General features: G+C 34.2%; 31 protein-coding genes. 4 read left to right on the forward strand and 27 right to left on the reverse strand.

Annotated elements, in window-relative coordinates:
• The first annotated feature begins 44 nt into the window (after positions 1-44).
• On the forward strand, positions 45-941 hold the full coding sequence (locus J663_RS16895) for a DMT family transporter (RefSeq protein ID WP_033851137.1): 897 nt from the start codon (positions 45-47) through the stop codon (positions 939-941).
• Between the two features lie 15 nt (positions 942-956).
• On the opposite strand, the gene J663_RS16900 is transcribed toward J663_RS16895, so the two are convergent.
• A complete protein-coding gene (locus J663_RS16900) occupies positions 957-2,027 on the reverse strand; it encodes an AraC family transcriptional regulator (RefSeq protein WP_033851139.1) in 1,071 nt (356 codons plus the stop codon).
• A gap of 129 nt (positions 2,028-2,156) precedes the next feature.
• Here J663_RS16900 and J663_RS16905 point away from each other — a divergent pair, with 129 nt between their 5' ends.
• Positions 2,157-3,617 (forward strand): coniferyl aldehyde dehydrogenase, encoded by a 1,461-nt coding sequence (locus tag J663_RS16905; RefSeq protein ID WP_033851141.1) that lies wholly within the window; start codon positions 2,157-2,159, stop codon positions 3,615-3,617.
• Positions 3,618-3,668: 51 nt separating this feature from the next.
• Here J663_RS16905 and fliP read toward each other — a convergent pair whose 3' ends face one another.
• The 24 genes from fliP to J663_RS17025 are packed head-to-tail and all read right to left on the reverse strand — an operon-like array spanning position 3,669 to position 21,258.
• A complete protein-coding gene (gene fliP, locus J663_RS16910) occupies positions 3,669-4,397 on the reverse strand; it encodes a flagellar type III secretion system pore protein FliP (protein WP_033851143.1) in 729 nt (242 codons plus the stop codon).
• The gene (locus tag J663_RS16915) at positions 4,390-4,707 is read right to left on the reverse strand and encodes a hypothetical protein (RefSeq protein ID WP_005139760.1); all 318 of its coding nucleotides are present in this window, start codon (positions 4,705-4,707) and stop codon (positions 4,390-4,392) included. The genes fliP and J663_RS16915 overlap by 8 nt, the downstream gene beginning before the upstream one ends.
• 1 nt (position 4,708) lies before the next feature.
• Positions 4,709-5,023 (reverse strand): FliM/FliN family flagellar motor switch protein, encoded by a 315-nt coding sequence (locus J663_RS16920; RefSeq protein ID WP_033851145.1) that lies wholly within the window; start codon positions 5,021-5,023, stop codon positions 4,709-4,711.
• On the reverse strand, positions 5,020-5,760 hold the full coding sequence (locus J663_RS16925) for a FliM/FliN family flagellar motor C-terminal domain-containing protein (protein WP_033851147.1): 741 nt from the start codon (positions 5,758-5,760) through the stop codon (positions 5,020-5,022). Before J663_RS16925 ends, J663_RS16920 begins: the two co-directional genes overlap by 4 nt.
• A gap of 1 nt (position 5,761) precedes the next feature.
• Complete coding sequence (locus tag J663_RS16930; protein WP_033851149.1) at positions 5,762-6,916, reverse strand: flagellar hook-basal body complex protein; 1,155 nt, start codon at positions 6,914-6,916, stop codon at positions 5,762-5,764.
• A gap of 5 nt (positions 6,917-6,921) precedes the next feature.
• Positions 6,922-7,335 (reverse strand): flagellar hook capping FlgD N-terminal domain-containing protein, encoded by a 414-nt coding sequence (locus tag J663_RS16935; protein WP_033851155.1) that lies wholly within the window; start codon positions 7,333-7,335, stop codon positions 6,922-6,924.
• Between the two features lie 10 nt (positions 7,336-7,345).
• Positions 7,346-7,981, reverse strand: coding sequence for a hypothetical protein (locus J663_RS16940; protein ID WP_033851157.1), 636 nt, complete (start codon positions 7,979-7,981; stop codon positions 7,346-7,348).
• A 10-nt stretch (positions 7,982-7,991) separates the two neighbouring features.
• A complete protein-coding gene (locus J663_RS16945) occupies positions 7,992-8,393 on the reverse strand; it encodes a hypothetical protein (RefSeq protein ID WP_033851159.1) in 402 nt (133 codons plus the stop codon).
• Between the two features lie 2 nt (positions 8,394-8,395).
• Complete coding sequence (locus tag J663_RS16950) at positions 8,396-9,742, reverse strand: FliI/YscN family ATPase (RefSeq protein WP_033851160.1); 1,347 nt, start codon at positions 9,740-9,742, stop codon at positions 8,396-8,398.
• On the reverse strand, positions 9,735-10,430 hold the full coding sequence (locus J663_RS16955; RefSeq protein ID WP_033851162.1) for a FliH/SctL family protein: 696 nt from the start codon (positions 10,428-10,430) through the stop codon (positions 9,735-9,737). Before J663_RS16955 ends, J663_RS16950 begins: the two co-directional genes overlap by 8 nt.
• Positions 10,423-10,848, reverse strand: a complete 426-nt coding sequence (locus J663_RS16960; protein ID WP_033851164.1) for a hypothetical protein — start codon at positions 10,846-10,848, stop codon at positions 10,423-10,425. Before J663_RS16960 ends, J663_RS16955 begins: the two co-directional genes overlap by 8 nt.
• A complete protein-coding gene (gene fliF, locus J663_RS16965; RefSeq protein WP_033851165.1) occupies positions 10,849-12,180 on the reverse strand; it encodes a flagellar basal-body MS-ring/collar protein FliF in 1,332 nt (443 codons plus the stop codon).
• A gap of 25 nt (positions 12,181-12,205) precedes the next feature.
• Positions 12,206-12,502, reverse strand: a complete 297-nt coding sequence (fliE, locus tag J663_RS16970) for a flagellar hook-basal body complex protein FliE (RefSeq protein ID WP_031947743.1) — start codon at positions 12,500-12,502, stop codon at positions 12,206-12,208.
• A 4-nt stretch (positions 12,503-12,506) separates the two neighbouring features.
• Complete coding sequence (locus tag J663_RS16975; protein WP_033851168.1) at positions 12,507-12,908, reverse strand: flagellar basal body rod C-terminal domain-containing protein; 402 nt, start codon at positions 12,906-12,908, stop codon at positions 12,507-12,509.
• Positions 12,908-13,252, reverse strand: coding sequence for a hypothetical protein (locus tag J663_RS16980; RefSeq protein ID WP_033851170.1), 345 nt, complete (start codon positions 13,250-13,252; stop codon positions 12,908-12,910). Before J663_RS16980 ends, J663_RS16975 begins: the two co-directional genes overlap by 1 nt.
• A gap of 8 nt (positions 13,253-13,260) precedes the next feature.
• Positions 13,261-14,364, reverse strand: coding sequence for a flagellar basal body P-ring protein FlgI (locus tag J663_RS16985; RefSeq protein WP_033851172.1), 1,104 nt, complete (start codon positions 14,362-14,364; stop codon positions 13,261-13,263).
• Complete coding sequence (locus J663_RS16990) at positions 14,361-14,933, reverse strand: flagellar basal body L-ring protein FlgH (RefSeq protein WP_050589400.1); 573 nt, start codon at positions 14,931-14,933, stop codon at positions 14,361-14,363. The genes J663_RS16985 and J663_RS16990 overlap by 4 nt, the downstream gene beginning before the upstream one ends.
• Positions 14,926-15,612 carry a flagella basal body P-ring formation protein FlgA gene (locus J663_RS16995; RefSeq protein ID WP_033851173.1) on the reverse strand — a complete coding sequence of 229 codons (687 nt, stop codon included), beginning with the start codon at positions 15,610-15,612 and terminating at the stop codon, positions 14,926-14,928. The genes J663_RS16990 and J663_RS16995 overlap by 8 nt, the downstream gene beginning before the upstream one ends.
• Before the next feature lies 1 nt (position 15,613).
• The gene (locus tag J663_RS17000) at positions 15,614-16,369 is read right to left on the reverse strand and encodes a flagellar hook-basal body protein (RefSeq protein WP_031947737.1); all 756 of its coding nucleotides are present in this window, start codon (positions 16,367-16,369) and stop codon (positions 15,614-15,616) included.
• Between the two features lies 1 nt (position 16,370).
• Positions 16,371-17,096 carry a flagellar hook basal-body protein gene (locus J663_RS17005; RefSeq protein WP_033851175.1) on the reverse strand — a complete coding sequence of 242 codons (726 nt, stop codon included), beginning with the start codon at positions 17,094-17,096 and terminating at the stop codon, positions 16,371-16,373.
• On the reverse strand, positions 17,093-19,162 hold the full coding sequence (locus J663_RS17010) for a flagellar biosynthesis protein FlhA (RefSeq protein ID WP_033851178.1): 2,070 nt from the start codon (positions 19,160-19,162) through the stop codon (positions 17,093-17,095). The genes J663_RS17005 and J663_RS17010 overlap by 4 nt, the downstream gene beginning before the upstream one ends.
• A gap of 3 nt (positions 19,163-19,165) precedes the next feature.
• A complete protein-coding gene (locus J663_RS17015; protein WP_033851179.1) occupies positions 19,166-20,239 on the reverse strand; it encodes an EscU/YscU/HrcU family type III secretion system export apparatus switch protein in 1,074 nt (357 codons plus the stop codon).
• Positions 20,240-20,257: 18 nt separating this feature from the next.
• Positions 20,258-20,989, reverse strand: coding sequence for a flagellar biosynthetic protein FliR (locus tag J663_RS17020; RefSeq protein ID WP_033851181.1), 732 nt, complete (start codon positions 20,987-20,989; stop codon positions 20,258-20,260).
• 5 nt (positions 20,990-20,994) lie between these two features.
• A complete protein-coding gene (locus tag J663_RS17025) occupies positions 20,995-21,258 on the reverse strand; it encodes a flagellar biosynthetic protein FliQ (RefSeq protein ID WP_016143227.1) in 264 nt (87 codons plus the stop codon).
• A 132-nt stretch (positions 21,259-21,390) separates the two neighbouring features.
• Between J663_RS17025 and J663_RS17030 the strand changes: the two genes are divergently transcribed.
• Positions 21,391-22,578, forward strand: coding sequence for a tetratricopeptide repeat protein (locus tag J663_RS17030; RefSeq protein ID WP_033851183.1), 1,188 nt, complete (start codon positions 21,391-21,393; stop codon positions 22,576-22,578).
• 14 nt (positions 22,579-22,592) lie between these two features.
• Positions 22,593-23,243 (forward strand): tetratricopeptide repeat protein, encoded by a 651-nt coding sequence (locus J663_RS17035; protein ID WP_033851186.1) that lies wholly within the window; start codon positions 22,593-22,595, stop codon positions 23,241-23,243.
• Between the two features lie 359 nt (positions 23,244-23,602).
• Here J663_RS17035 and J663_RS17040 read toward each other — a convergent pair whose 3' ends face one another.
• A complete protein-coding gene (locus J663_RS17040) occupies positions 23,603-24,061 on the reverse strand; it encodes a hypothetical protein (RefSeq protein ID WP_033851188.1) in 459 nt (152 codons plus the stop codon).
• Positions 24,058-26,614 (reverse strand): LysM peptidoglycan-binding domain-containing protein (locus J663_RS17045; protein WP_033851190.1); only part of this gene is annotated, 2,557 nt, incomplete at its 5' end. The genes J663_RS17040 and J663_RS17045, both read right to left, overlap by 4 nt.

Consider the following 26,614-nt stretch of genomic DNA (forward strand, 5'->3'; position numbering starts at 1 on the left):
CATCGCTGCTAAGATAACACCGAAAACCCAAAACTCATTTCGATATGCAAAATCAGACTGCTTCAAACCTCCCCTCAACTCAACTTGGAAAAGCACTGCTTTGTCTTATGACATCGGCATTATTATTTTCCATTATGGGAGTTTGCATTCGTTTTGCTTCGCAAACCGTAGACAATGCGACCGTCGTGTTTTTTAGAAATGCAGTGGGTTTATTTATTTTTATTCCGATGCTGTTTAAACAGGGTCTAGACTTTATTAAGACCGATAAACTCTGGATGCATACGTGGCGAAGCATTGTCGGGCTAGCCGCAATGTATGGTTTTTTCTATGCCATTGCGAACTTAAAACTATCGAACGCCATGGTTTTTAGTTATTCATCTCCTATCTTTATTCCACTGATTGCATGGCTTTTCTTAAAAGAAAAAATTACCAAATCGATGATTTTTGCCGCTGTGATTGGCCTCGTTGGGGTTTTATTTGTTGCTAAACCCGACCAAGGTTTATTTAACGCACTATCTTTTATTGGCTTGGGTGCATGCTTTTTATCAGCAATGGCTTTTGTCACCGTAAGAGCCTTAACCAGTACAGAGCCGCCTGAACGTATCGTTTTTTACTTCTGTGTTTTTGGTAGTTTAATTTCCTCTATTCCGATGTTTTGGCATTGGCGTATTTTCACTTGGCACGAATTAAGCCTACTCATTGCCGCAGGACTTTTAGCAAACATTAGCCAACTGTTTATGTCTTATGCTTATAGCTTAGCGCCAGCAGGCCAAATTGGTCCAATGAATTACATTGCTATTATTTTTGCAGGAATTTGGGGATTTGTTTTTTGGCATGAATTACCGGATCTGTTTAGCATTATCGGTATATTTATTATTTTATTTGCCATTTTGCTCTGTAATCCATTTTTGCAGAAAAAGTTACTTTTTCGATTTAAATAGCCGGCATACCTGATTCTAATTTAGATACTGTATTCGATATTCATTTGGTGAAATGCCTGTCCAGTGACGATAGGCTTTTCTAAAATTAGAGGTATCTGAAAAGCCAATTCTTTCGGCAATTTCATCTACGGTTAAAGTTGTCTCTCGCAAATATTCATCAGCAAGACGGCGCCGAGTTTCATCTAATAGTTCTTGATAAGTTAAATCAAAACCTGCCAAACGCCGATGTAAGGTACGCTTTGAGATATGTAAACGTTCAGCCATTTCTTGAGCTGATGGAAAAAGACCTGTTCCATCCAATAATATTAAACGGATCGTTTTCACCAACTCAGGCTCCTCAAGTTCAGCAGCACCTAGCATCCGCTCACAAAACGATTTACACATATCAGCGGTAATCGGGTTGGCATTTGGGCAAGGTACATCGAGCCACTTCAAATCAAAGTGCCATTGCATCACCCCAGCATTAAACTGAACAGGACAATGAAACACTTTTTCATATTCTTCCGCATAGTCAGACGCTGGGTATGGCAATAAAAGCTTCTTCGCTTGAAATGGTCCTTCAAGCACACGTTCAATTAAGGTTTGCATGGAGCTAAACCAAAACTCGCACACCAAAGGCAGAAGCTTACCCAGTGCAATAATGTCCTGCCCTTCAAAAATGGCAACATCATCTCGAATATAAAAAGACTTCTTTAAAATAGGTCCTGCAAGTTTAATATGCCGAATACCAAGCTCTACCGCTTGTCTAAAATTGCGCGAAGAATATAGTGCGTAGCCATACACCCCAAAATCTGACAGCCGCTGCTTTTGCCCTGCACGCAGACCAATTAAGGGATCGTGAGATAGTTTTTGAATATTTTGAAATAACTGAATTTTTTGGACTTGAGAAATATATAAAGAGGATTGATTCATCGCATCTGGTGAAATATTTGTGCCAGATAGAACTTCTGGTATTGAATGGCCTTGCGAACCCATTTCATCGAATAAACTTGTCAAACCTAGCAAATATGTATTCGAACCTAAGGATGTATTATCATAATTTCCTTCAATAACACTATTTGCATTTTTATAAAGATTTTTAGGCATTTAACTCACACCATCCCTAGAGTGACGTGCATAATGGCACTAAACTACCTCTTGTTGTCTCAATTTAACATCGACCATACGACGCTTCAAGCATAAAGTATGATAAGCAAAAGTATGGAAGGAACAATAATGGAAAGCTCCACTTTAAAAGAATATAGCGGCTCTGCCACTGAACATATGGAACTTATTTTTTCCAAACAACGTGCCAATTTTGAGGCAGATCCTTACCCAAGTCTTGAAGCACGCCGCACAAAACTACATCAACTCAAAAAACAAATTATCCGTTATCAAGATGCATTAGCTGCCGCGATTAATTCTGATTTTAGTTCAAGATCACTTGATGAATCTAAACTATTAGATCTGCTTGGCTCTGTGTTAGAGGCTGATCATGCGATTCATCATTTACGCCGCTGGATGCGTCCAAGTAAACGCCGTACTGAGCTTTTATTTTTATCAAACCGTTTAAGTGTGCAATACCAACCTAAAGGTGTGGTTGGTGTGATTGTGCCTTGGAACTTCCCCGTTTATTTAGCACTTGGCCCACTCATTGCCGCATTAGCTGCGGGCAATCGAGTCATGATTAAACTCCCTGAAATTACACCGAATACCAATGCAATGCTACGTCGCATGCTGGCAGAAGTCTTTAATGAAGATGAAGTAGCTGTGTTTGGTGAAGAAATTACAGACCCAGCAAGATTTACATCTTTACCGTTTAACCATATTGTCTTTACTGGCTCCCCAGCTATTGGCAAAGTCATCATGCGAGCAGCAGCTGAAAATCTAACACCTGTTACACTTGAGTTAGGTGGTAAATCACCTGCAATTGTAAGCCGCAACTACCCACTTGCCGATGCTGCAAAACGTATTACGCATGGTAAAGCAACAAACAGTGGTCAAATCTGTGTAGCACCTGACTATGCGTTGGTTCCTAAAGAAAGTATTGATGAGTTTGTGGATGCAGCAAAATCCAGCTTTATAAAAATGTTTGGTCAAAACATTGAAAATAATGAGAATTACACATCTATTGTCAATGAGCGTCATTTAAAACGTATTCAAGATATTTTGACCGATGCACAAGAAAAAGGCGCGCGTGTTATTCCTTGCGATACTTACAGCTTTGACCAACAAGGTCGCAGAATGCCTGTACAGATTGTGCTGAATTGCACGCCAGATATGCGCATTATGAAAGAAGAACTCTTTGGCCCTATTTTACCTGTGGTGGCTTATGATTCTTTAGATGATGCGATTACCTATGTGAAATCGGACGAACGACCTTTAGCGCTTTATTGCTTTACACATAGCTCGGTAGAACGTGATCGTATTTTACGTGAAACTCATTCGGGTGGCGTGACCATTAATGACTGGGGCTGGCATGTAGTCAACCATGATGCTCCTTTCGGTGGTATCGGCAACTCAGGCATGGGGTCATATCATGGTGAAGAAGGTTTCCGTGAACTTTCACATGCAAAAACTGTATTTATTCGTCATCGATTTTTCCCGACTCAGCTTTTCCACCCTCCTTATGGAACATTCCTACAAAAACTAGCGATTCGCTTTTTCTTGAAAAAAGGCGATCCAAATATTAAATAAGGATGATAAAAAAGCCTCATTATGAGGCTTTTTTAACTTTAGAAAAGTCTTTTAGTGAGTACTTCTAATTAACACCTCAAAAAGAAGGCTCCATCCATCAATTAATAGGAAAAGAAGTAATTTTATAGGTAATGAAATAGTTACTGGAGGAACCATGATCATACCTAAAGACATGAGTATAGAAGCAACAATAATATCTATAATTAAAAAAGGCAGCAAAATTACAAACCCTATTTGAAATGCAATCTTGAGCTCACTTAACATAAAAGCAGGTATTAGTTTAATTGGTGAAATAGCTGCCATATCATTGGGAAATGAAGTTTTTGATAGCTCATATATTAATTTAATATCTGATTGATGAGTTTGAGTAATCATGAAAGCCTTTAAAGGTTCCCACGCTTTCATAAAAAAATCTTGCAATGATATTCTATTTTCAAGATAAGGTTGAAAAGCCGTATTATTAATCACTTCAAATGAAGGGCCCATCACAATCATCATCAAAAAAAATGATAATAAGATTAATACAATATTGGGTGGAGTTTGTTGTAATCCTAATGCTTGCCTCATGATTGATAACACAATTACATTTCTAATAAATGTAGTTGTCGCGATCATTGCTAGAGGAATAAAGCTTAGAAGTGTTAAAGAAACAAATGTTGACGTAGGGTTCATTAAGTTAGCTATATCAACTTGCTTAGAAGTTTCTTGGGCAAAACAACTTATACTTAAAAATGAACAGAGCAAAGCGATTAATACTTTACTTAATGATTGATTATACATTAGTACTCTGCTCATCATTTGGGACTTTATTTTCAGTGCATTTAGAAACATGCATAACAGAAACTTTTTGGTCTGACTCAACAATAATCACATCATAATCTATTTTATCATAGATATATAAAGTCGTTTTCGAAGATAATTTTTGAACTTCAAGTTTACGATTAATTCCCGAATTTAGCTCAAATTTTGAAACAATTTTCTTTTTAAAAAAAAATAAAATTAAATAAGTAGCTAACAATAGTATGAACGTAATTCCTAATACATATAATATATATTCAGAGGAAATTATATTATCTTGCTTAAAAATCATATTAAAGACTATTTATTACTTCAGTAACTTGAAAACCTAATACATCATCGACAGCAACAAGCTTTCCATGTGCGATTAAACGATCTTTAAGATAAAGCTTCAAAGGCTCTTCAACTGACTGATCCAGTTTAACGATACTGCCTTGTTTTAAATTAAATAAATCACTTACAGTTAACTTTACGCTTCCCACTTCTACGACTAATTCAACTTCGACGTGATCTACTATAGACAGTTTATTTTCTAGCAAGTCTTTTGAACTTTCACTATTCTGCCCATCTAAACTAGGTAAACTTATATCATTGATCTGTGTTGTCACGGTCTATTCTCTTCTTTGGATCTTAACAAAACTGCTAATTGATTTTCCGATTGCCCTAAAAACCCCACAGCCACTTCCTTATCTCTACTCGTTACACTGAATGGTTCAACAATTGAGTGTTTCGATTTAATAACATCACCTACTTGTAAATCAAGACAGTCAGTTATTGAAAGTTTATCTAATGGAAAGGTAACAGATAATGAAGTAACTTCATCATTAATAGCAGTGAGATTTAAACTATTACCTGCAACCAGTTGATCTAATGGCTTATTAATTTCAAGCATATTAGAATCCAATATTAATTCTATATTGCCAAAATCTAAATTAATCTCAACAATAACAGGAATTCCTACAAATTTTATATCTGTTATATTTTTTAACTCAGTAATATCTTTTACATTATTATCAATTTTACATAATAAATCAGATATTGTATTTTCAATTAAAAAATTTGCTATATTATCGGATGGCAGATAATTTCCTATTTCTCTAAAAAAAAACTTTAGAAAATCATCTGAGCTTTTTGCTAAAAGAAATACTGATTTTACTTCTTCTACAGCAATCCCGCCCTTATTAGCTACAAGTTTCTGATAATGAGCAGAAAAGTCTTTAAGAGAAATAGTTGGTTTCTTTTCATCCCCTATCCAATCCTGACACCATTTATAAATTGGTTCGTTAATCTTATTAATTAACAGCTCTTTTTGTTTTTTAGTTAAAAAACCTAATGCATATTGCATCTTAACCACCACGAGATGAATTATAAAGTTGCTCTAACATTTCATTAGCCACATTCATCACTTTTGAACTAGCTTGATATCCCCTTTGAATGATTAAAATATTACCAAACTCCTGCGCCAAATCGATATTTGCCAATTCAATATATCCACCTTGTATTTTTCCAAAATATTCTAAATCAGGTTTACTATATTTGACATTTATATTTTCAGGTTTATGAAAAAAAGCATTTTGATCTTGCACAAGTTTTGTTTCATCTGAAAAACTAGCTAATCCAACAGCTTGGTTTGTTTTTTTCTTCTGTCCATTATTATAACTTAACTCAAGAACACCATCTTCACCAAAGTTATAACCTACTATACCAGCTCTTGGCCCCCCATCAGTCGCTGTAGCTTGTATATTGCTACTTCCAACTGAAACTACACTAACGCCACCTAAATCTAGCTTTAGTTTTTGTTTACTATTATCAAAATTTAGATCAATATCTAAAAATTGTTCTTGTACAGTGCCAGCTAAAGTAAAACTTATGACACCTGTATTTAATGTTTTATTATTTTCATCAATTATAGTATATGACCACTTACTACCTACGGTTGTTGTATCAGTTTGTTTTTCAAAGTTAACCGTTAACTTCCTTAAAGAACCTGTAGCATCATAAATATTGACATTACTTAGCTTGTAAGGACTAGTCTCAGATGTACTTAAAGTTCCATTAATGTCAAGTACAGTGGTTTGTGCGGGTGGCAAGGATAAATAATTATTTATATTAATCTCAACCAAACTCGCCCCATCAAAGCCCATAACATGGTAGGTACCAGACTGATCAACTAGACTACCTTTCTCATCAAATTTAAATTGACCAGCTCTTGTGTAATAAATATCTTGTTTAGAATCTTTTAAAATAAAGTAACCCTTACCATTAATATATAAATCAGTTTGATTTCCAGTTTGCTTGGAGTCACCATTTTTTGATCTGGTACTTGTTCCTTCATAACTAACACCTAGACCGGCCCCATTATTGCTTTCAACATTTTTTAAAAAACTATCTTTACCCTTATAACCAGGTGTATTCATATTACTAATATTTTGAGAAACAGTGTTTAATTGGGTGGAAAATGCAATTAAACCACTTACACCATTAAAATGCGCCTGAGTCACTTATATCACCTTACCGTTTTAATTTGTGATAGTTTTATATCTGTCAAAAAATTACCATCTGCTTGTTTTACGCTAATTAATGAGCCTTCAGGAGAAAAATTAACAGCCGAAACTGTACCAGTTATATTTGCCCCACTACTAGTGACAATTTCTACATGTTTTCCAATAATACCTAAAGACTGTAATGTGGCATTAATAGAAACGAGATTACTAATATTATCATTTGTAAGTCTAGCTTGCTCTAAGTTTGTAAATTGAGCCATTTGAGCTAAAAATTCACGATTATTAATAGGCTCTAGTGGATCTTGAAAAGTAAGTTCTGTCATAAATAATTTAATAAAATCATTCTGACTTAAGTTACTTCTACTTACTTCACTACTAGCAGTATTTAAACTATTACCAAGAGCATCTATAGCCATAATTATCTCTTTAGGTTTTAGACCAAATCAACTTTCCATTAAGCCATATTCTATCAATATTATCAGGGAGTTGTCTCTTAATATTTTCTAATAACTCGGTATGGTCTCCATCATAATCTCTTATGAATGCCTCAGAATTTGTAAGAAGAATATTTTTTTTAAAAAAGATTGCCGAAGCAAATGTTGTCTGCTTGATAGAAGCATTCAATTTCGATATATGATTTACCATCAATCTATCTTCATTTTTAGTAAAAAAATCTATTTTTCTCTCATGTTGACCTGCTCTTAGGTTTTTACTCGCAATATTATTTTCTGTATTCTCAAATAGTTCATATGATGAATCTGTGTAGTGGGCTAATAAAGAATTGTAATTTTTATATGGTTGTATATTTTCAGTCTTATTTAAATATGATAAATGGTTAACTGCCGTTTTGCCAAAATTATAAATTTCAGAGAAATTCATATTCTGCTTTTGAATATGATTGTTCTGAGTAGAAAGATTTTCATTTGTTTGATTATCAGAATCTTCTTTAATATCTTTTAAAAAATCATTTTTCCTATTTTTTTCTTTTAAATCAACAATTGATTTATCCACTTTATCATCATAAAGTGTTTTTAAACGATAATCAAAATTAATATTTTCCATTCCATTTCTCTCAAATATTTTCAAAAAGTATATTTAATTCATCTTTTTTAATAGAATCTTTTAAATGGTCAACTTTTCTTTTATGAATAACCAAAGCATCTAATCTTTGTTGTAATAGTTCTTGCAAAGCAATACAAGTTTTCTTGCTTTCAATATAGTCATTATATTTTTTATTGATTAAAATAAAATTTTCTTCATAAATATGATTATCTAGTGTCAAACCATATCTTTTCTTAAATTCTGAAAAGTTTGCTAACAGATTCAAATATTTATATTCATCTTGTTGTTGCTTAAAATCAGCTTTCCGTTTTTTTTCCTTCAAATCTCCAACTACTAGTTTTAGTGTCATATATTGGTACTCAAGAATTTTCATCATCTCTTTTCGTTTCTTTAAATTGGAAGTGATTATCATCTTCACTCCCCTAACGCATCAATTTTAGAGGCAATATTTTTTATTATTATCCAAATACTATCTGGTTTTATATGCTCACTCTCTAATTGAATTAAAGTTTTATCAATTTCTGGTTTATTTTGAATAATACAATCTAGCAGTTTATTTTGACCTGACTGATATGCACCGAGATGAATCATATCTGCATATTCATTATATAAAGCCAAATATTTTTTTAACTGAGCAATAAGTTTTTTTTGCTCAGTTGTATGTAAAATACTAGATAATCGACTAATACTTTTTAATACATTGATTGCAGGAAAGTGTCCTTTATCAGCTAAGGTACGGTCCAGTATAATATGACCATCTAAAATAGATCGCATATGATCAGATATTGGTTCATTATAATCGTCGCCTTCGACTAATATAGTATAAATTGATGTGATCGAGCCTTGTCCTAATAAAGCTCCTCCTCTTTCTATCAAAGGAGGAAGTTGAGAAAAAACCGAAGCTGGATATCCTCTTAATCCAGTTGGCTCAGAAGCAGCCAAACCGATTTCTCTTTGAGCATATGCAAATCTAGTAATAGAATCCATTACCAATAATACATTAAAACCTTTCGCTCTATACCAGTCGGCTACTGTTGTCGCAGTATAAGCAATAAATCTTCGGAAAACCGCAGGCTGTTCTGCTGTAGCGACATATATAATTGATCTTTTTAAACCTTGCTCACCCAATACACTAGAAATAAAATCTGTGACCTCTCGCCCTCGCTCCCCTACTAAAGCGACAATAATCACATCTGCAGTTGCATATTTGCACAACATACCTAGTAAAGTACTTTTACCTACTCCACTTCCTGCAAAAATACCTATCCGCTGCCCTATTCCAATTGGAGTAAATAAATCTATCGCTTTAATCCCTGTGTTTAATTTTTGGGTAATTGGAACTCGGTGCAAGGGATTTATAGGTATTAGGTTTTTAGAGATGAACTCTACATTTTCTGGTAAAGACTTACCATCAATTGGATTTCCTAAAGCATCTAAAACTCTACCAAGCAAGTTGAGACTTACAGGAATTTGAATTGTTTTCTTTGAGGATATAATTTTGCATTCAAGATTTAAACCATGAATGTCGCCAAAGGGCATTATAGTGAAAGATTGTTCACCAACCGAAATTACCTCTGCAAACATACAATTCATTTTATTAGGATGAATAATTTCTACAATCTCACCAATGCTAACATTTAAACCAACTGCCTCAATACTAACCCCTTTAATTTCTTTAACTTTTCCTGAATATTGTAAAAAGGAAGATGTATTTAGTTTTTTTAAAATGTTATTGACAATATTATTTACACTATCACTCATTTAATAATTGCCTAACTTTATCAAATTGCTGCACAACCCCAATATCTAACATAGATTCTTTTAGATCAATTAAATACTGACCAGATATTAAAGAGTTATCTTTCTCAATTCCTATATTATAATTTGCTAAGAAATTATTTTCAGAAATAATTTTTTTAATCATCTCATAGTCATGCATGTTAACTTTTAGAGTTAAACCTTCTTCTAGATTATAATCAAGTAGAGCTTTTTTTATAATCTCAGCAATAAATTCCTCGTGTTTAGCTAAATCTATAGTCATTTTTTTTAAGATTTCTTCTATAGTTTTTATTGCAATGAGCTCTAAAGAGGAATTTAAAGACTCAGTTTTTTTTCTAAACTCAGCAATACATGAGGTAAGAGAATCTATTTTAGATTTAAATTGACTTTCTAATAACTGTATTTTTTTCTCATGAATATCTTTTAGCCTTGCCTTTTCAAGCTCAACAATTTTCTTGAATTCATTAGCATATTGCTCTTTTAAAATAGATAGTTCTTTCTCCCTTAAATCATCCCCACTTTCTTTTTTTGATGATACATCATTTTTCATTTCTACATTCTGTTTAATTTCCTTTTGAGCGCTAACTTTGTCAACCATAGCACCCAGAGTGACTTTTTTATCACTCTTTAAAACTTCTCGCAATCTAGAAGACACAACATGATTACTCATATATTACTTTCTCATAAAAATAATTACTCAGCGAAGCTTTCATTTTTGGTGCCAACTTAAATTGATTAAAAATTTCTTTATATTTCATATACTCTTTGTAATAAGCAGGATCTTTTTTTAAAGAAACTTCGGTAAAAAAATTATCTTCAAGTAAGACATACCAAACAGGAGGAATATACTGCATAACTTTACTTAATAACTCAGAATATGAATCCCAGCTTTTTAAGTTATCTTCAATAAAATCTTTAATAGATATTTTTTTAGAATCAATACCCAGTGCTTGAACTTGTTGTAAAAGCTCTTCCAACTTTTCAACTTCAGGTTCATTCAATTTTAGACGAATTTTTTCTTGCTCATCGGAAGTTAAACTACAAAACATTAATATCCAACTGCGTAAAGCAATATTTTGATCTTTCATCTAATTTTTACCTAACCAGTATTTTAAATTAACTAGAATTTTCTCTCTTTCTTCATCTGTCAATGAATCTGCTTCAACTACCTCTTTAGAAGGTTTCTGTACAAACCTTAAAATCAAAAAGATAACTAGTATGACTAAAGAAAAAATAACAATTATCATAAATGGTGTTAGGCTACTTTGAATTGTTGCCTTTTTTTCATTATCTGTTTTTAATAATTCGTTCTTTGTCTTTTGGTCCTGTACTGTTTCAGCAGGGATCATACTACTTACTAAAACTAAATTATCACCGCGTTTTTTATCAATACCCAATCCAGCTTCTAAAACTTGTTGAATATTTTGTAATTGCGTTGGACCTAATGTACTTGGAACAATAACACCTACATTAACTTTACTGATTCTTTCTGAACCATATTCAATTTCTGAAGTTTCTTTACCGATAGCATATTCATTATCATGTGAACTATCCTTTTGCGAAGAATTTGTATTATCTGCCCCTAAAATAGTGGAAGAGGTTTCTTTCTTTTTTAGCAATAAGATTCCAGCATCAGATAAAATTGGCTTCTCACGCACTACTTTTCTTTTGTCCAAATTTATTTGGACATTTGCAGACACACTGACTTTATTAATATTGAAAGACTGGTATAAGATACTTCTTACCTTACTTTCTATTTTTGCTTCTAAATCTTCTGAACGCTTCAAAGAGTTAGAGGAAGTGTCTAAATTATTGCTAATTATCTCTCCTTGTTGATTCAAAAGTACAACATTCTTAGCATCTAAACCATTAACAGCAGATGAAACTAAGTTTTGAATCCCCTCGATACTATCTCTACTTAACTGATTGTTATTTAAAGTCTCTATAACCACAGATGCTTTAGCTGTGGCTTTATCAACTTCATATATCGTATCTTTTTCAGGCGTCAAATGTACTCGAGCATATTTCATGCCATCCATAGTCATAATTGACCGAGCTAATTCTCCTTCTAACGCACGTTGAAAGTTAATTTTTTGGGCAAAATCAGACATACCATAATCAGCTTCATTAAATAGCTCAAAACCAACCGTCTCTGGGTTACTTAACCCTCCCTTGTCTAAAGCAATTTTAGCTTCACCTATTTTGCTTTCTTCAACTTCAATAGTATTATTCTTAATTACATACGGAATATTTGATGTATCTAAGATATTAATTACGTTTGCCTGAATATTTTTATCATTCTGCTGTAATAGAGGCACATATGTTGGTTTTAAAAACCACCAACAAGCCCCTATGAAACCAATGATAATAATAGATAGTCCGCTTATAAAAAAAACGGATTTTTTACCCCAAAAATTCATCTTTTTTCTTACTCAAATTAGTTGCTTAAATTTGCATACGTGTAATTTCTTGATAACTTTCAACTAACTTATTTCTTACTTGAACAGCAAATTGAAATGATAGTTTTGCGTTTTCCATTGCAACCATAACATCATGTACAGGTATATTTTCGCCTGCCGCATACTTCATTACTTTATCAGTTGCATTCTCATACAAAGTATCATTTCGATTTAGGATATCCAAAAAGCTTAATTGTTTTGGTTCTATAGAAGAAACAAACGAGCTTTTTAAATTTGGAAATGATGTGACTTTATCTAAGCTTATTGGTTCAAGGTTGTACATTCACTTATTTTCCGATTTCATACGCTTTAGTGGTCATATCCTTAATCGTATTAAAAATACGAATATTTGCATCATATGCTCTACTTGCAGAAACTAAAGTGGCCATTTCTGTAGCAGTATTAACTTCAGGATAAAAAACCATCCCCCTTTTATCCGCTAATGGATGATTCGGTTCATATACGCTTTTAGTATTAGCACCAGGTGTACTTTCTATATGGATACTATTTTGTAGATCATTTAAAAAAGATAAATTCGTCTTAACATGCAATACTGAATTAGCATTTTTATTAGGTAACGCAACATTAGCTATTGCAATATTATAACTTGCAGCTTCAACTCGAGCCTTTTCATGTTTTAAGCCAAATGAAACTATATCTTGAATAGATAAATTAGAAGAAAGCTGCATTACCCTTCTTTTCCTTGTATTACTAATTGCATTAATCCATAGCTCCTATTTAACATTTCGGCAATACCTTGATAACGCCCACTTGCAGCAACTGCTTCAAAAGTTTGTTCATCTAGCTTTATTAAGCTTTTAGGAATATTAGATTTATATCTCTCAATATCTAAGTTATTATAATCTAAGTTATGAGCTGATATATCTTTTAATAGGCGTTTATAGTCAAAATTTATCCCTTTTTGATCTACTAAATTAAGACTTGCAATATTTGTAGAGGCAACTTTAACTCTCATATCTTGTATGTTCATAGCATTTAAAAGTGAATTGCTAATACTATTAATATTATCCATTTAATATCCTACTGAATTACTAAGTCAGCATTTAAAGCGCCAGCATCTTTAATTGCTTGAAGAATTGTAATCATATCTCTTGTATTTAAGTGAATTTTTTGCAAAGCTTGCACTAATCCAGCTACTGTTGCCCCTTTTGGAAGAGAAACAAAATTTGCTTTATCCTCTGTAACTTTTAAATCTGTTTGAGGAACCACTTCTGTTGAAATATTATGATTATAATTGCGGCCAATAAAATTTGGTTGTGAAACTAAATACTCTGTATCGACTTTTATATTTAAGTTTCCTTGTGAAATATTAACTTCACCTATACGCACATTTGAACCAGCAACAATTGTTCCTGTTTTCTCATTAATTACAATTTTAGCTATTTGATCTGGCTCAACTTCTAAGCGTTCTATATTCGCTATAAGATTTGGTATTGGCGTATAAGGATTAACTAGGATTTCTACTTTTCCAGCATGCACAACTTTTACATTCATTACACCTTGACGGGATATAACCTGAGCAATTCTGTTTGCAGTTGTGTAATCAGGTTGATTTAAAATAAGTACCAATTTATCTTGTGGCAACTGATTTTCAATAGCTTTTTCTAAATATGCTCCTTTGGGAATACGTCCAACTGTTGCATGATTCTTTTGGAAAGAATTACCATTCGCCTCAAATGTATAACCACCAGTTGCAAGTGGGCCTTGAGCTAAAGCATACAATTTATTATCAGGTCCATATAAAGGAGTTAAGATTAGAGTACCCCCCAAAAGGCTTCGAGCATCACCTATAGAAGATACTTCTACATCAAACTTATCACCCACTTCACTAAATGGTGGCATTTTTGCAGTAATCATGACTGCTGCTGTATTACGTGAATTCAAGTCATGTTCATTAATATTGACATTAAAATGCTTTAGAGTGTTTACCAATGCCTGTCTAGTAGTGCTATTTCTGTCAGAATCACCACTTCTAGCCAAACCCACAACTAAACCATAACCAATTAATACGTGCTCTCGATTATCTTGCACGCGAACTAAATCTTTTAATCGAACTGTACTTACAGCAGCAATAGCAGAATTTAGAGAAAATAAAACCACTATACCAATTAATATTCTTTTCATATTAATCTTAACCAATGAAAAAGCTTATAAAAAATACTTAATTTTTGAGCATCATTTGCTACACCTTTACCATTAATTTGAATTTTAGCATCTGCTAAACGGTATGAATAAATAGTATTGTCATAGCTAATATCATCTGGCCTTATATAACCACTAATTTGAATAAGCTGTTTATCATTATTAATAATAGCTTCTTGATTACCTGCTACTTTTAAATATCCATTAGAAAGCTTTTCTGTAACTTGCACTGAAACAACTGTTCTTAATTGTCCTTGTCTTGACGTATTACCCTCACCACTTGCTCCCCCTTCCATTCCAAGACCAGCATCTGCCTTGGCAGTTAAAGTATTTGCCGAGAAAGATAAATTTGTTTTATTTTTAGCATTGGTACCTACTGATGATTTAGCTGAAGTAGATTCAGCAACAAGAACTGTCAAAATATCACCGACATTAATTGCACGCCTATCACTCGTCAAAGCCTGATAATTCTCAGTATCAATTAAACTAGTTTGTGCAGATACATGAGTAGTTAATAAAATACTCACAATAAGAACAATTTTATTAATCAATTTTAACTGTTCCTTCTTTTATAACTGTAGCCCTAATGAGCTGATTATTTGTTGGTAACCGCACACTCACTTTTTCCAAATATTGTCCAAATTGTTGTGCCACCCCTTCTGTTTCAACCATAATATTATTAGCTACAGCAATAACCTTAACTGGCTGATTTCTAACAACCAACGGAGCAGTCTTTAAATTACTCTTTAGAATAGGAGTATTGATTTTTGCTGCTTCAAAAAGCCATATTTTTTCATCAAAAGGCCCCAAGGCTAATTTATCCTGAGTTACTTTTAGTTTAATAAGGTCAATATCTTCATAACTTATTTCAATTTTTGAGAGCGGTTGGTTACGTATCGCATTTTGCTTAAATACCCAAGCTTTTGTTTTAATTTCTGGACGAAACCATAAGATTTTTAACTGTTGCTTACCAATCTTAGGATCACAATCCATTACTTCAAATCCAACTCTAGGCTGATAAATAGAAGTGATCAGGCTAATTTGAGAGTAGGAATGATTAGAAATATTAAACAAGGGGAAGAGTTGAGATGAAAGCCCACTATCACTTTCTATTTTTTCAGAGACTAGCTTATTAGCCTTCGTAATAAGCTGATCATAATTTAGATCTAAACATGCACTTACAGAGCTAGAAATAAATGATAATAAAATAAGTGATAATCTAAAACCCATTCTAACGTCTCAAATTATTAATTGTTTCCATAATTTGATCACCCGCTTGTAATACTCTTGCATTTAATTGATAAGCTCTCTGAGCCATAATCAAATTAGAAATCTCACTTACCAGGTCAACATTTGACATTTCCAAATGTCCTTGTAAAACCGTTCCCATGCCTTCGGAATTCATTTCACCATATTGTGGCTCACCACTTAATTGGGTTGGTAAATACAAACCATTGCCCATTTTCTTAAGCTGACTATCATTATTGAAACTTACCAACTCTATTTTACCGAGTTCTAACTCTTCGCCAGTACCAACCACTTTACCGCTCAAAATACCATCAGAGGTTAGTTTCACATGCTCAACATCAGGTGGAATGCGGATATCTGCTGTTAGAACTTGGCCATTTGCTAATGCAAGTTGGCCATCGGAATTCACGTGAAACTGTCCAACTCTGGTATAAGCCAAACTTCCATCGGGTTGTTCAATTTCAAAAAAACCTTTACCTTGTATAGCGAAATCATAAGGCTGATTTGTGGTTTGTACATCTCCATTTTTAAAGTCAGTATAATTATTCTCTAAAGAAACACCTATTCCCTGCTGAGATATAATATTATTAAAATTATTTGTGGCAATAAGGTTAGAGAATTGAGCATTTTCTTTTTTATATCCCATAGTTTGCATATTCGAGATATTACTAGAAATTGTATCCAACCATTTTTGATGAGCTGTTAATCCAGAGTTTGCAATACTTATTGCGTCAATCATTTTATTTTCCTAATTGATTAATACCACTATCTAACAAATTATCATAAGCATTTACAGCTCGTTGTAGACTCTCAATATGCCGAGATAATTCCATTATTTTCACCATATCTTGGCTCATCATTGTATTTGATTGCTCTAATTTACCCTGAAATAATTGATACTCATTAGAGTCTATTTGTCTTACTTGCGAAGCTGAATATAAAGCATTACCTTCTGCCTTAATATCATTACTCTCTGCATGTACTACTAAAATTTGATTTAATATTATATCATTATTTAAACCATGAATATAACCTTTATTATCAACTTTTAATGAGTCTAAATCCTTTTCCTCAATAATAATGGGCTGCCCTTCTTTGCCTAAAACAGTTAAACCTTGTTCTGTTAATAAATAGCCTTTTTTATCAACATGGAAATGCCCATCACGTGTTATTAAAAATCCATCTTTATTAGCAGCAACGAACCACCCCTTACCTGATAGAGCAAAATCAAGTGCTCTGTTAGTATTTATATATGACCCATTATTTGAATTAATATAAGATATCGTCTGCCTCTGTTCTATATCAGAAAAAGTTCTATTATTTGATGATGGTGTTGCTAAAGTGCTAAACACCCCTTCACTTCTATACCCAACTGTATTTAAGTTTGCAGTATTTTGTGAAACTGTTTTTAAAGCATTGAACTCTTGCTGGATAACTTGAGACAATTGCATAATTGGGTCTGTCACGCGCTCATCTCCATTGAATGAAACTCAGGAATTGAAATAATTCCAGCAGACGAAACTTGCACAAATTGCCCCAATTCAGCTATCGACAAAACTTCTACATGCGGAATGGCTCTTGATATCATGGCGCGAAGAGGTCTGCGAATAGAAGGTGAACATAGTAAAATTGGCTGAACATTATTTGCTAATTGTTTTTCTGTTTCCTGCACAATCCCTCTAAGAAATTTATCAATATATTGTGGAGGCAAAATACTTTCATTATTCACACGTACCATAGCTAGCATATGACTCTCAATTTCAGGAGCAATTGTCATAACCTGCAAATTACCATCAGGACTAAGAAATTTTTCATAAATAATAGACCCTAATCTTTCTCTAACTTTTTCAGCTAAATCCTCAGGTACTTTATTAATACGCCCAATATCAATAAGTACTTCTAAAATTTTCTCCATATTTTTTATACTCACTTGCTCTTTTAATAATAGTTGCAAGACACGCTGAATATCAGAATACGTGAGCACTGAAGGAATGAGTTCATCTAACAATGTTCCCATACTATCTCTATGAAGCTGTATCAATTTTTCAGTTTCCGCTCGAGTCAGAAACTCACTTAAATAGCGTTTTACAATTTCCGAGAGGTGGGTCACTATTACAGTTTCTGGCTCAACAATAGTAAACCCTAAAGTTCGTGCTTGTTGCTTTTGAGTTTCTTCAATCCAGAGTGCTGGCAATCCATAAGTTGGCTCCTTAGTTTCATCGCCTTGAATACTACTCATAGAAGCATTCCCAGAGTTAATAGCTAAAACCTTTAAAAAGTTGACACTTCCTCTTGCAACCACAGCACTGTAAATGAGAATTTGATAATGATTTTCTGTTAATCTTTTATCTACATTGATAGATAACTTTGGCAAAAAAACACCCAAATCTAATGAAAGTTGTTTTTGCAAAGTAGCATATCTTTGAATAAGAGAACTTGCCTCATCTAAAATAAATGGCTCTAAGTTCGGACTTATTTTTAACTCAAATGGAGCAGGTTTTAAACTATTTAAATCTTTTTGTTCTAAATTTTCCTGTTTATCCTCATTTTCACCATCACTACTGTTAGCTTGCTTTTTCTTATTTTTGATAGAATACCAAATAGCCCCAGCTAATATTAATAGTAAAATTAAAATCGGTAGAACGGGTAATCCAGGTAAAAATAGCATTAAAGTTAAAGCTACACCGACTACCACAATAGTTTGAGGATAAGCAAAGAACTGGTTCCCCAAAGCTTGACCTAATTTAGTATCTGTAGCCGCACGTGTAATAATAATACCTGCAGCAACTGAAATTACTAATGAAGGAATTTGGGTAACAATACCATCCCCAATTGTTAATAAAGAATAATGCTGTAAAGCTTCAGACCAGCCCATCCCCTTTTGAAGCATACCAATAGATAGACCACCAATAATATTAATGATGATGATGACGACACCGGCAATTGCATCACCTTTAACGAATTTAGAAGCACCATCCATAGCACCATAAAAATTTGATTCTTGCTCTAACTTATGTCTACGTAACTTTGCCTCATCTGAGTCTATTAATCCCATATTTAGATCAGCATCAATACTCATTTGTTTACCGGGTAATGAATCCAGAGTAAATCTAGCTGCGACCTCCGCAACACGCTGAGCACCATTAGTGATAACAATATATTGAACAATAATTAAGATAAAGAAAACGACAAACCCGACTACCAGATTTCCCGCCACCATATAATTACCAACAGCCGCAATTACTTTACCTGCATCTGCATGATCTAAAATCAAGCGAGTTGATGAGATATTTAATGCTAAGCGAAATAATGTTGTAATAAGCAGTAACGATGGGAAAGTTGAAAAACTTAAAGGTTTCTCTGTATCAAGTGCCAATAATAAAATAATTAAAGCCACTGTAAAGTTCGTTAATAACAGAAAATCTAGTAACCATGTAGGTACAGGAGTAAATAGTACTAATAAAATACCTATTACCCCAATCACTAATGCGAGATTATAAAACTCGAATTTAAATTTATTCTTATCAATCATCTTTTAAAACTTCAACTTCGAATTTGGTAATGCAATGACCCAGCGATATATATCAACCACATCATGATGTATTTCATCTGGTATTGATTGATTAACTACACAATGGGCATAAATATATCTTGCGACAACTGGTCGATGTAATATTGGCACCTGATTCTTACGAGCCACACGTTTAATCATCGAGGCAAGCATACCTGTTCCTGTTGCTAAAACAATAGGTGCATGCATTTTTTCAGGTTTATAGATTAATGCAACCGCATAATGAGTAGGGTTAATAATAACAACATCAGCTTTTTTAACTTGAGAAATTGCTTTCACCTTATTAAAAAATTCTTGTTGGTTTCTACGTCTCTTTGATTTTAATTCTGGACTACCTTCTCTATGACGATATTCATCCTTAACTTCCTTATGGCTCATGCGCATTTGACGGGAAAATTCTCTTTTGGCATACCACATATCAAAAATTGCAAAAATTGCCATTACAGCTAGTAAACTGAGTACCAAGACAACTATAGATTTACTAAAAAATAATACGATTGATTGAGGAGTTCTTGTTAGATCACTCATTAATTGGTGGATAATATAAAGTATTGAAAAATATGTAGCCACAAAAAATAATAAGCCTTTGACAATAACTCTAACTACCTCAACAAACATCCGCTTAGAAAATATTTTCTTAAGTCCCTTTATAGGATCTAGTCTTTTAAAATCAGGTTTTAAAGTTGTGAATGAGAAAACAAAACCACTATAAGCAAGGTTTATAGCGACTGCAAAAACTATAATGATTAAAATTAATGGAGCAAGTACATTTAATATTTTAGATACACTTTTGTTAGCCCAATAATGCACGTTTGCCAAGTTGTTTTGAACTAAAATATCTGTATGACCTAACCACCACTGAGTAAGCCTGAATATTTCCGAAGCAATATCGCCTGATAGCGCTATGAAGCCTGCAAGGAAAGCTGAAATTACTACAAAAGAAAGTAAATCCATACTCTTAGGTACATTACCTTTTTTCCGAGCTTGCTCTAACTTATAAGGTGTAGCTTGTTCAGATTTTTCTTGTTGATCTTCCATTATTTTAACCCCAGGTCTTTAAAACAGAATCAGTTTTAAAGGTTCATCAAAAAGTCGAGGTACATTTTGGACAATCATTGGCATAGCCAACATCAGCAAAACCAAACCAGCAATAAATTTAACTGGGAGAGCCAAAAAATAAATATTAGCTTGAGGCATTGATCTAGACATTATGGCGAAAGCAATATCTACCAACCACACCCCTAAAATGACAGGTAACAATATAATAAAAGCAAAAATAAACTGCTCCCCCATTAAACTGACTAGTTTTTTTATATTTAATAACTGAAAGTTAAAAGATCCTAAAGGTACCACCCTAAATAAGGCAACCAATCCATTTAATAAGGTGTAATGCAAATTAAGTATAAAAAATAAAACTCCAGCGATGGCAATGAGCAAATCTGAAATGACACCATTTAAATGACTAGAGGAAGGATCAAAAACGCCCGCTGTATTAATACCAATTTGTAAATCCAGCAACTTTCCAACCAAATCTAAACTTGCAAAGGCTGTATGAAATCCAAATGCAAGGACTATACCTAAGAGAAATTCACTTATGATTAAGGAAATTGTGATTACACTATGCTCAATCGGAACTAATCCGGACAAAATAACTGAAATTGCCAAGACAATGATCAGTCTAAAAAATATAGGTGCCCGAGTAAAAATAGTTAAAGGCATAACTACAAAAATTGGAAGCAGACGTAATGACAATAAAAGAACTGTCGTAAACTCAAGGAAACCGAACATATAGTTTAAAAATTAGCTGCTTTTAGAAACATTTCAACTGCGAAAGCTCGTAAGTGGTTTATCATCCACCCTCCTAGAACCAATAATATGACTACTGAAACAATAAGTTTTGGAATAAATGTTAGAGTCATTTCTTGAATTTGAGTGGCAACTTGTAAAATACTTACCAATAGCCCAACAATCATGATTGCTAATAATAATGGTGCTGCAACCATTGCCGTTGTTAATAATGTTTCTTTTAATAAATATAAGAGCTGATCTTGGTTCATTACATGTACTCCAGAGTGGGCACATTTTATCTGAAACATTCAAACAAAAAAATATATTTAATAATATTATTTCTTCTCAATTTCATATATTTATCTTATTCTATAATTATAAAAAGCAGGTGTTTTAATTTTATGATAACAACGAATGATTTCGAACGTGAAGAACAACTTAAACGTTGGTTAAGTTTTTTAGAGCAGGATCCTCAAAACGGTCACTTAATTAATTCTATTTTTGAGTCTGCTTTAATAGTCAATAATGTTGATGTGCTTCAACACATGTTGGACCACTTAAAAGAACAACAACTTAGTGATCCTCAAGTAAACCGCATGGCTAGCTTAGTAAGTTTACAGTTAGGTAATTTTCCAGAAGCTATCAGTTTTAGCCAACATGTTTTAGGTACTGAGTTTGAAAATACAACTGTATTACACAATCTCGCATATGCCCAACTGTATATGAATCAATACGAACAAGCATATTTAACATTACAACCCTTAATGAGTTCTTCTGCATTAGTAGAAGCAGATACTTATGTGTTATATGCGAGAATATTACATCATTTAGAACAACCTGCGGGGGCAATAGCATCTTTACGAAATGCTATTAATTTAAATCCAAGACATGCTGAAGCATTAGGCAACCTTGCGTTATTGCAATATGAAACGAATAATAATTTTTCAGATTACTTAAACGTTAAAGAAACAGCTCAACAAGCTTTAGCTATCAACCCTTTTCAATTTGAAGCGCTATTAGCATTGGGTGAAGTACAACTTAATGAACGAAGTATTTCTGCTGCGCAAAACACTTTTAATTTAATTTTAGAACACTATCCTCAAGCAGGTCGTGCATGGTCTGGTCTAGGTCAACTCGAATTTTACGAAATGAATCTTGAGAAAGCTGAACAGCATTTGCTTAAAGCCGTAGAATATATGAATAATCATGTTGGTACATGGCATGTATTAGCTTGGTGCTATATCCTTAAGCAAGATATTGTTAATGCTGAAAAAGCTTTTGAAATTTCTTTACCATTAAATACTGAATTTGCTGATAGCTATGGTGGCTTAGCAGTTGTTGAGGCGATGAAAAATAACGTATCGAAATCGAAACAACTCATTCAACAGGCTTATGATATTGATGAACACAGTATGGCAGCACAGTATGCTGAATATGTTTTATTGAATAATGCAAACCAAGCAAATGCGGCTCAACAGAAAATGAACAATATTTTGATGAGACGAGCTCCAAGTAGCGAAAGCTCAGGTCAAGTGTTAGTCCAAGACTGGTTAAACAATCATCCAAACTTTCAAAAACATTTAAACTAAAATAGAAGACAATGATGAAGAATTTCTTATCTCCTTTTGATGCAGATGAAACTTTAAAACTTGCAATCCATGCAAGTGAACATGGAGATACTCATTCTGCTATTCGTTATTTAACTGAATTATTAAATATCCAACCTGATCATGGGGCTGCTTGTTATTTCCTCGCTATGCAATATGCAGAAATTGGTCTATTTGAGCGGGCAATCACAACTTTACAACACGCTGTTGAAATTAATCCAACATTTGATATCGCTCAATTTCAGCTCGGCCTTTTATATTTACAAACTCAGCAAACGCTACAAGCTGAGCAAATTTTTAGTGGCCTATCTCTAAGTTCACATGATCCTGCCCTTACAGCATTTTCACTTGGCTATTTAGCTTTATTTAAAGAACAAATCCCTAATGCGATTCATCATTTCCAAGAAGGAATTGCTGTTTGTTCAAACGATGCTTTAAGTAATGACATTAAACGTGTAATCGCTCAAGTTGAAAATGCAGCTCAAAATTCATCCACCCCTAAATCGAGTAATCAAGATATAGCTCATAGTAATCATTTTACTGAAACTCAGGCCGAGCAAACCAACACCTCTACTGAACACAAAACATTAACAGGGTTTTTGGGTGCTTATTTAGATACTATTGATGAGGATAATGGGCCCCATTGACTTAGATATTTTCTAGAGCCGAAGAAAGTTACTCTCTCATCCTTAATTTTTAAAAGTATTACTTTAATGATACAGCTCTAGAGCAATTAGGCTCAAAATAAAAATTATCAATATTTTAATACTTAAATAAAATTATTTAAGTATTAAAATCTATTAAATTTTTTCTAAAAATATTTTGATATAAGAGTTATTATTCTATAGATAAATTTAATCTAAAAGTTGTAATCATTGTAAAAATTATGCCTCTATAATATTAATATTATACAGAAAAGTCACCTTAGAAAAATTAAAATTAATCTTCAATTTCTCCTATAAATTAAAAAGTATATGTTCCACCGCACAGCGGTGGAACATATACTTTAACTCTCTGGGAACGCAACTTCAAACTTAACGCCGAGCAAATTATCTTTACCATGCTTAATTATTTCTGTTTCAAAGTCCTCTACGAGCTTACTTACTATATTAAACTGTTCAAAGTTAAAGTATTGTGGCAATCCCTCATCTATAGAATATTCAGGTATATTTTCATTTGAAATACAAATTTCATTATTATTTGCAAATGATGTTCTCACCCAAATGAATTTATCGTTAATAGAAATATCCGGTAACTCTTGATTAATTGGATGATATTTCCCTGATATAGAATTATTTATTAACTCCTTTAATTCTAAAAGGGGTTTACCACGCAACTCCCATATCGTATCACAAAGTGTCAGAGTTATAGCTTCATTCTCAATTCCCTTTTCATCAATACAATAAACTCTTGGATATATAGATTTATTAGTTAATAGAATTAACTCTGCCACTATTTTCTTCACGGTGTATACTCCGGATAACCACGCCACAAATTCACATTTCTATAATTCGGTTCAAAAAATTTAAACGATAGTCCACCAGACTTACCTTCATAGGTTTTACCTGATACTAAACTTCTATTCAACCATGCTAAGCTCATTTCACCCTTAGCTTGTGCTAAAGACCATGTAAGCGGAGTCATTGATGAATAACCACCATTATTCGTTTTTGTATAAAAATTTCCATCGATAGTAAGCAACTCTACCTTAGCTCGCATAGAACCATTTTGACCTATCTGCTCTGTACCTTCTATAATTTTCAAACGAGGCGACGTTGAAAAGTGCCCTCCCATCACTTGCTTACTAGCTACTCGACTAAAATCAATATCAGCCTCAATATGTGCAAAATCAATCTGTCCACGAGCATCTTGATAAGCTCTACGCAAGCTTCCCCAATATAAGTCAGACTTATTATTAGTAGCAATCCGTTGTAATGCTGCTATTTCTGAATTAATTAATACACTATTTGCTTCTTTAATAATAGGAGATCTAAACTCAATAGGTAACCCACTATTCAATCGCCCCGCACTTACATCAAAATCTATAGGCCATTGTAAGTCCACATTATATTTTGAACTTGCAAATGCTGGTATCGCACCTAATAAAGGTGAAGCAACCCCACCAACCACACTTGAAAGTGTTATTTGTCCTAAATCATATTCAGATCGTCCCGTTAGACCGTCACTTATGCCATAACTAATCCGCTCAGTACTCTGAATCCCAGTATCCATAAGAGCACCAGAGCCTGCTCCTGCTATTGCTAATCCACCATAGTATTTTGTGGCTCCACCCAACCCCATACTTGCTAGCCCCACACTACCAGTAGCACGAAGAATATTAAAGACTCCACCTGTCGCTAAAGTAACTGCTGCTCCACCACCAGCTTCTATTAAGTCTGCTCTTCGGGCTAAGCTTGGAGATAACTTCCCTTGTCTTACCTGTAATAACCTTTCATCACTTCGACCATATAAACCAAAAGTAGTAAAATTAGCAACTTTAAGATAAGTCTGTCTACTTACATACTTCGCTGCGTCAATAAAACTTCCTGAGTAGTTCGCATCGTTCGCCCACTCTTGCCATGTTCTTCGATTATTTGCATTACTAATATCAATTTCACGTTGTAATCTTGCCCGTTCCTCAACACGTCCTAATGCTACTGTCATGTTGTAAGTACTATTTACACCACCGAGGGCATAAACAATACTGTCGGTAGCTTGAGCTTGAACTCTAATGGTAGGCAATTGTGTAACATCACTATTCCTTCCCATCATTAAAGCCATACGTTCTTGATTATTGTTTGGCATATAATCAGAGAACTCTTCCCTAAACCCATCACGGATGCCAGACCAGTTAAAATTCCTCAAATCATCAAAGAATTCACTACCACTGTACGCATAAAGTGATGACGTATCCTCCAATGCTGTACGTTCACCTGTCGCAGGGTTATAGACAGTGATATTTGATTTATATTGACTTGAGCTAGAACCCTCCCCAAACTGACGACCTATTGTATTTGCGATCGCTGCCATTGATACACTTAAATAATTCGGTTTCGCTCCACCAAACCACTTGTCGTCAATGACTGCGGCGGCATTAGCACCAGCTAAGGAATAGGCATAAGGACTTGCTGCCTTGCCTAGACCATCAAATACCCCTTTATCCCCCATCCCAGCTGCTACAATCGAACTTACAATCGATGAACCTAGTGATGCCCAGCTAAAGCTCTGGTTATTCCCAAATCCCTGATTTGCTATATAGTTGGAGCCATAACTTGTAACACCAGATATAACCCCTTTAGCAGCCCAACCACCTTTCTCAATAGCCTCCTTCGCTGCAGTTACCCAACTACCTTGTGTTGCAGTTGCTCCAGTGGTTCCAGCAGTCCCTGCTGCAGGAGCCAATGCTCCAACCACACCAGCGGTAATACCCGCACTTAAAGCGGATATACCGACTTGTGACCAAGAGAAACTATCCACCACGCCCATAGCCCGCCCAGCCAGCTGTGAGGCAACACTACCCGCCGCCGCCGCTGTGGCTGCTGTTGCCACCGTTCCTGCTGCTGCTGCTGTCGATGCGGAGGCTCCTAAGGCTGTAAATCCTTTTGCAACTGCTGCTCCTGCCTGTGGTCCACCAAAATAAGACACGACTACAGTCACCACAATCGCCACCACGATCATTACAATCTGGGCAATACCACCACACTTCTTCTTCGGCTTCGGTGGCGGTGGCGGGCTCGGTACTGTCGGCTGGGTATTCCCAATCGCCTCTCCCGGGTTATAAGGCCGGAACGTCTCACTGTTGTTGTGGATGTTGGTGACCTTGTTCGGAACCGTTAATACCTGTCCCGCAGTTAACTTGTCCGTCGCACTCAAGCCATTGACATCAGCCAGCATGTACCACATCGAAGCATCACCCCAAACCGATAAGGCAATGCTTTGTAAGGTATCCCCGTTATTCACCACATAACTGGTCGATGCACTCGATGGATACTGCGCATTAATCGGCTCAAAGTTCTGG

The organism is Acinetobacter sp. 826659 (assembly GCF_000588515.1).
GTDB lineage: Bacteria > Pseudomonadota > Gammaproteobacteria > Pseudomonadales > Moraxellaceae > Acinetobacter > Acinetobacter pittii.

Bases quoted from the DNA above. Each gene is read 5' to 3' on its own strand.
- J663_RS16895 (WP_033851137.1), top strand. From the start codon at position 45: ATGCAAAATCAGACTGCTTCAAACCTCCCCTCAACTCAACTTGGAAAA.
- J663_RS16900 (WP_033851139.1), bottom strand. From the start codon at position 2,027: ATGCCTAAAAATCTTTATAAAAATGCAAATAGTGTTATTGAAGGAAAT.
- J663_RS16905 (WP_033851141.1), top strand. From the start codon at position 2,157: ATGGAAAGCTCCACTTTAAAAGAATATAGCGGCTCTGCCACTGAACAT.
- fliP (WP_033851143.1), bottom strand. From the start codon at position 4,397: ATGTATAATCAATCATTAAGTAAAGTATTAATCGCTTTGCTCTGTTCA.
- J663_RS16915 (WP_005139760.1), bottom strand. From the start codon at position 4,707: ATGATTTTTAAGCAAGATAATATAATTTCCTCTGAATATATATTATAT.
- J663_RS16925 (WP_033851147.1), bottom strand. From the start codon at position 5,760: ATGCAATATGCATTAGGTTTTTTAACTAAAAAACAAAAAGAGCTGTTA.
- J663_RS16935 (WP_033851155.1), bottom strand. From the start codon at position 7,335: ATGGCTATAGATGCTCTTGGTAATAGTTTAAATACTGCTAGTAGTGAA.
- J663_RS16940 (WP_033851157.1), bottom strand. From the start codon at position 7,981: ATGGAAAATATTAATTTTGATTATCGTTTAAAAACACTTTATGATGAT.
- J663_RS16945 (WP_033851159.1), bottom strand. From the start codon at position 8,393: ATGATAATCACTTCCAATTTAAAGAAACGAAAAGAGATGATGAAAATT.
- J663_RS16950 (WP_033851160.1), bottom strand. From the start codon at position 9,742: ATGAGTGATAGTGTAAATAATATTGTCAATAACATTTTAAAAAAACTA.
- J663_RS16955 (WP_033851162.1), bottom strand. From the start codon at position 10,430: ATGAGTAATCATGTTGTGTCTTCTAGATTGCGAGAAGTTTTAAAGAGT.
- J663_RS16960 (WP_033851164.1), bottom strand. From the start codon at position 10,848: ATGAAAGATCAAAATATTGCTTTACGCAGTTGGATATTAATGTTTTGT.
- fliF (WP_033851165.1), bottom strand. From the start codon at position 12,180: ATGAATTTTTGGGGTAAAAAATCCGTTTTTTTTATAAGCGGACTATCT.
- fliE (WP_031947743.1), bottom strand. From the start codon at position 12,502: ATGTACAACCTTGAACCAATAAGCTTAGATAAAGTCACATCATTTCCA.
- J663_RS16975 (WP_033851168.1), bottom strand. From the start codon at position 12,908: ATGCAGCTTTCTTCTAATTTATCTATTCAAGATATAGTTTCATTTGGC.
- J663_RS16980 (WP_033851170.1), bottom strand. From the start codon at position 13,252: ATGGATAATATTAATAGTATTAGCAATTCACTTTTAAATGCTATGAAC.
- J663_RS16985 (WP_033851172.1), bottom strand. From the start codon at position 14,364: ATGAAAAGAATATTAATTGGTATAGTGGTTTTATTTTCTCTAAATTCT.
- J663_RS16995 (WP_033851173.1), bottom strand. From the start codon at position 15,612: ATGGGTTTTAGATTATCACTTATTTTATTATCATTTATTTCTAGCTCT.
- J663_RS17000 (WP_031947737.1), bottom strand. From the start codon at position 16,369: ATGATTGACGCAATAAGTATTGCAAACTCTGGATTAACAGCTCATCAA.
- J663_RS17010 (WP_033851178.1), bottom strand. From the start codon at position 19,162: ATGATTGATAAGAATAAATTTAAATTCGAGTTTTATAATCTCGCATTA.
- J663_RS17015 (WP_033851179.1), bottom strand. From the start codon at position 20,239: ATGGAAGATCAACAAGAAAAATCTGAACAAGCTACACCTTATAAGTTA.
- J663_RS17020 (WP_033851181.1), bottom strand. From the start codon at position 20,989: ATGTTCGGTTTCCTTGAGTTTACGACAGTTCTTTTATTGTCATTACGT.
- J663_RS17025 (WP_016143227.1), bottom strand. From the start codon at position 21,258: ATGAACCAAGATCAGCTCTTATATTTATTAAAAGAAACATTATTAACA.
- J663_RS17030 (WP_033851183.1), top strand. From the start codon at position 21,391: ATGATAACAACGAATGATTTCGAACGTGAAGAACAACTTAAACGTTGG.
- J663_RS17035 (WP_033851186.1), top strand. From the start codon at position 22,593: ATGAAGAATTTCTTATCTCCTTTTGATGCAGATGAAACTTTAAAACTT.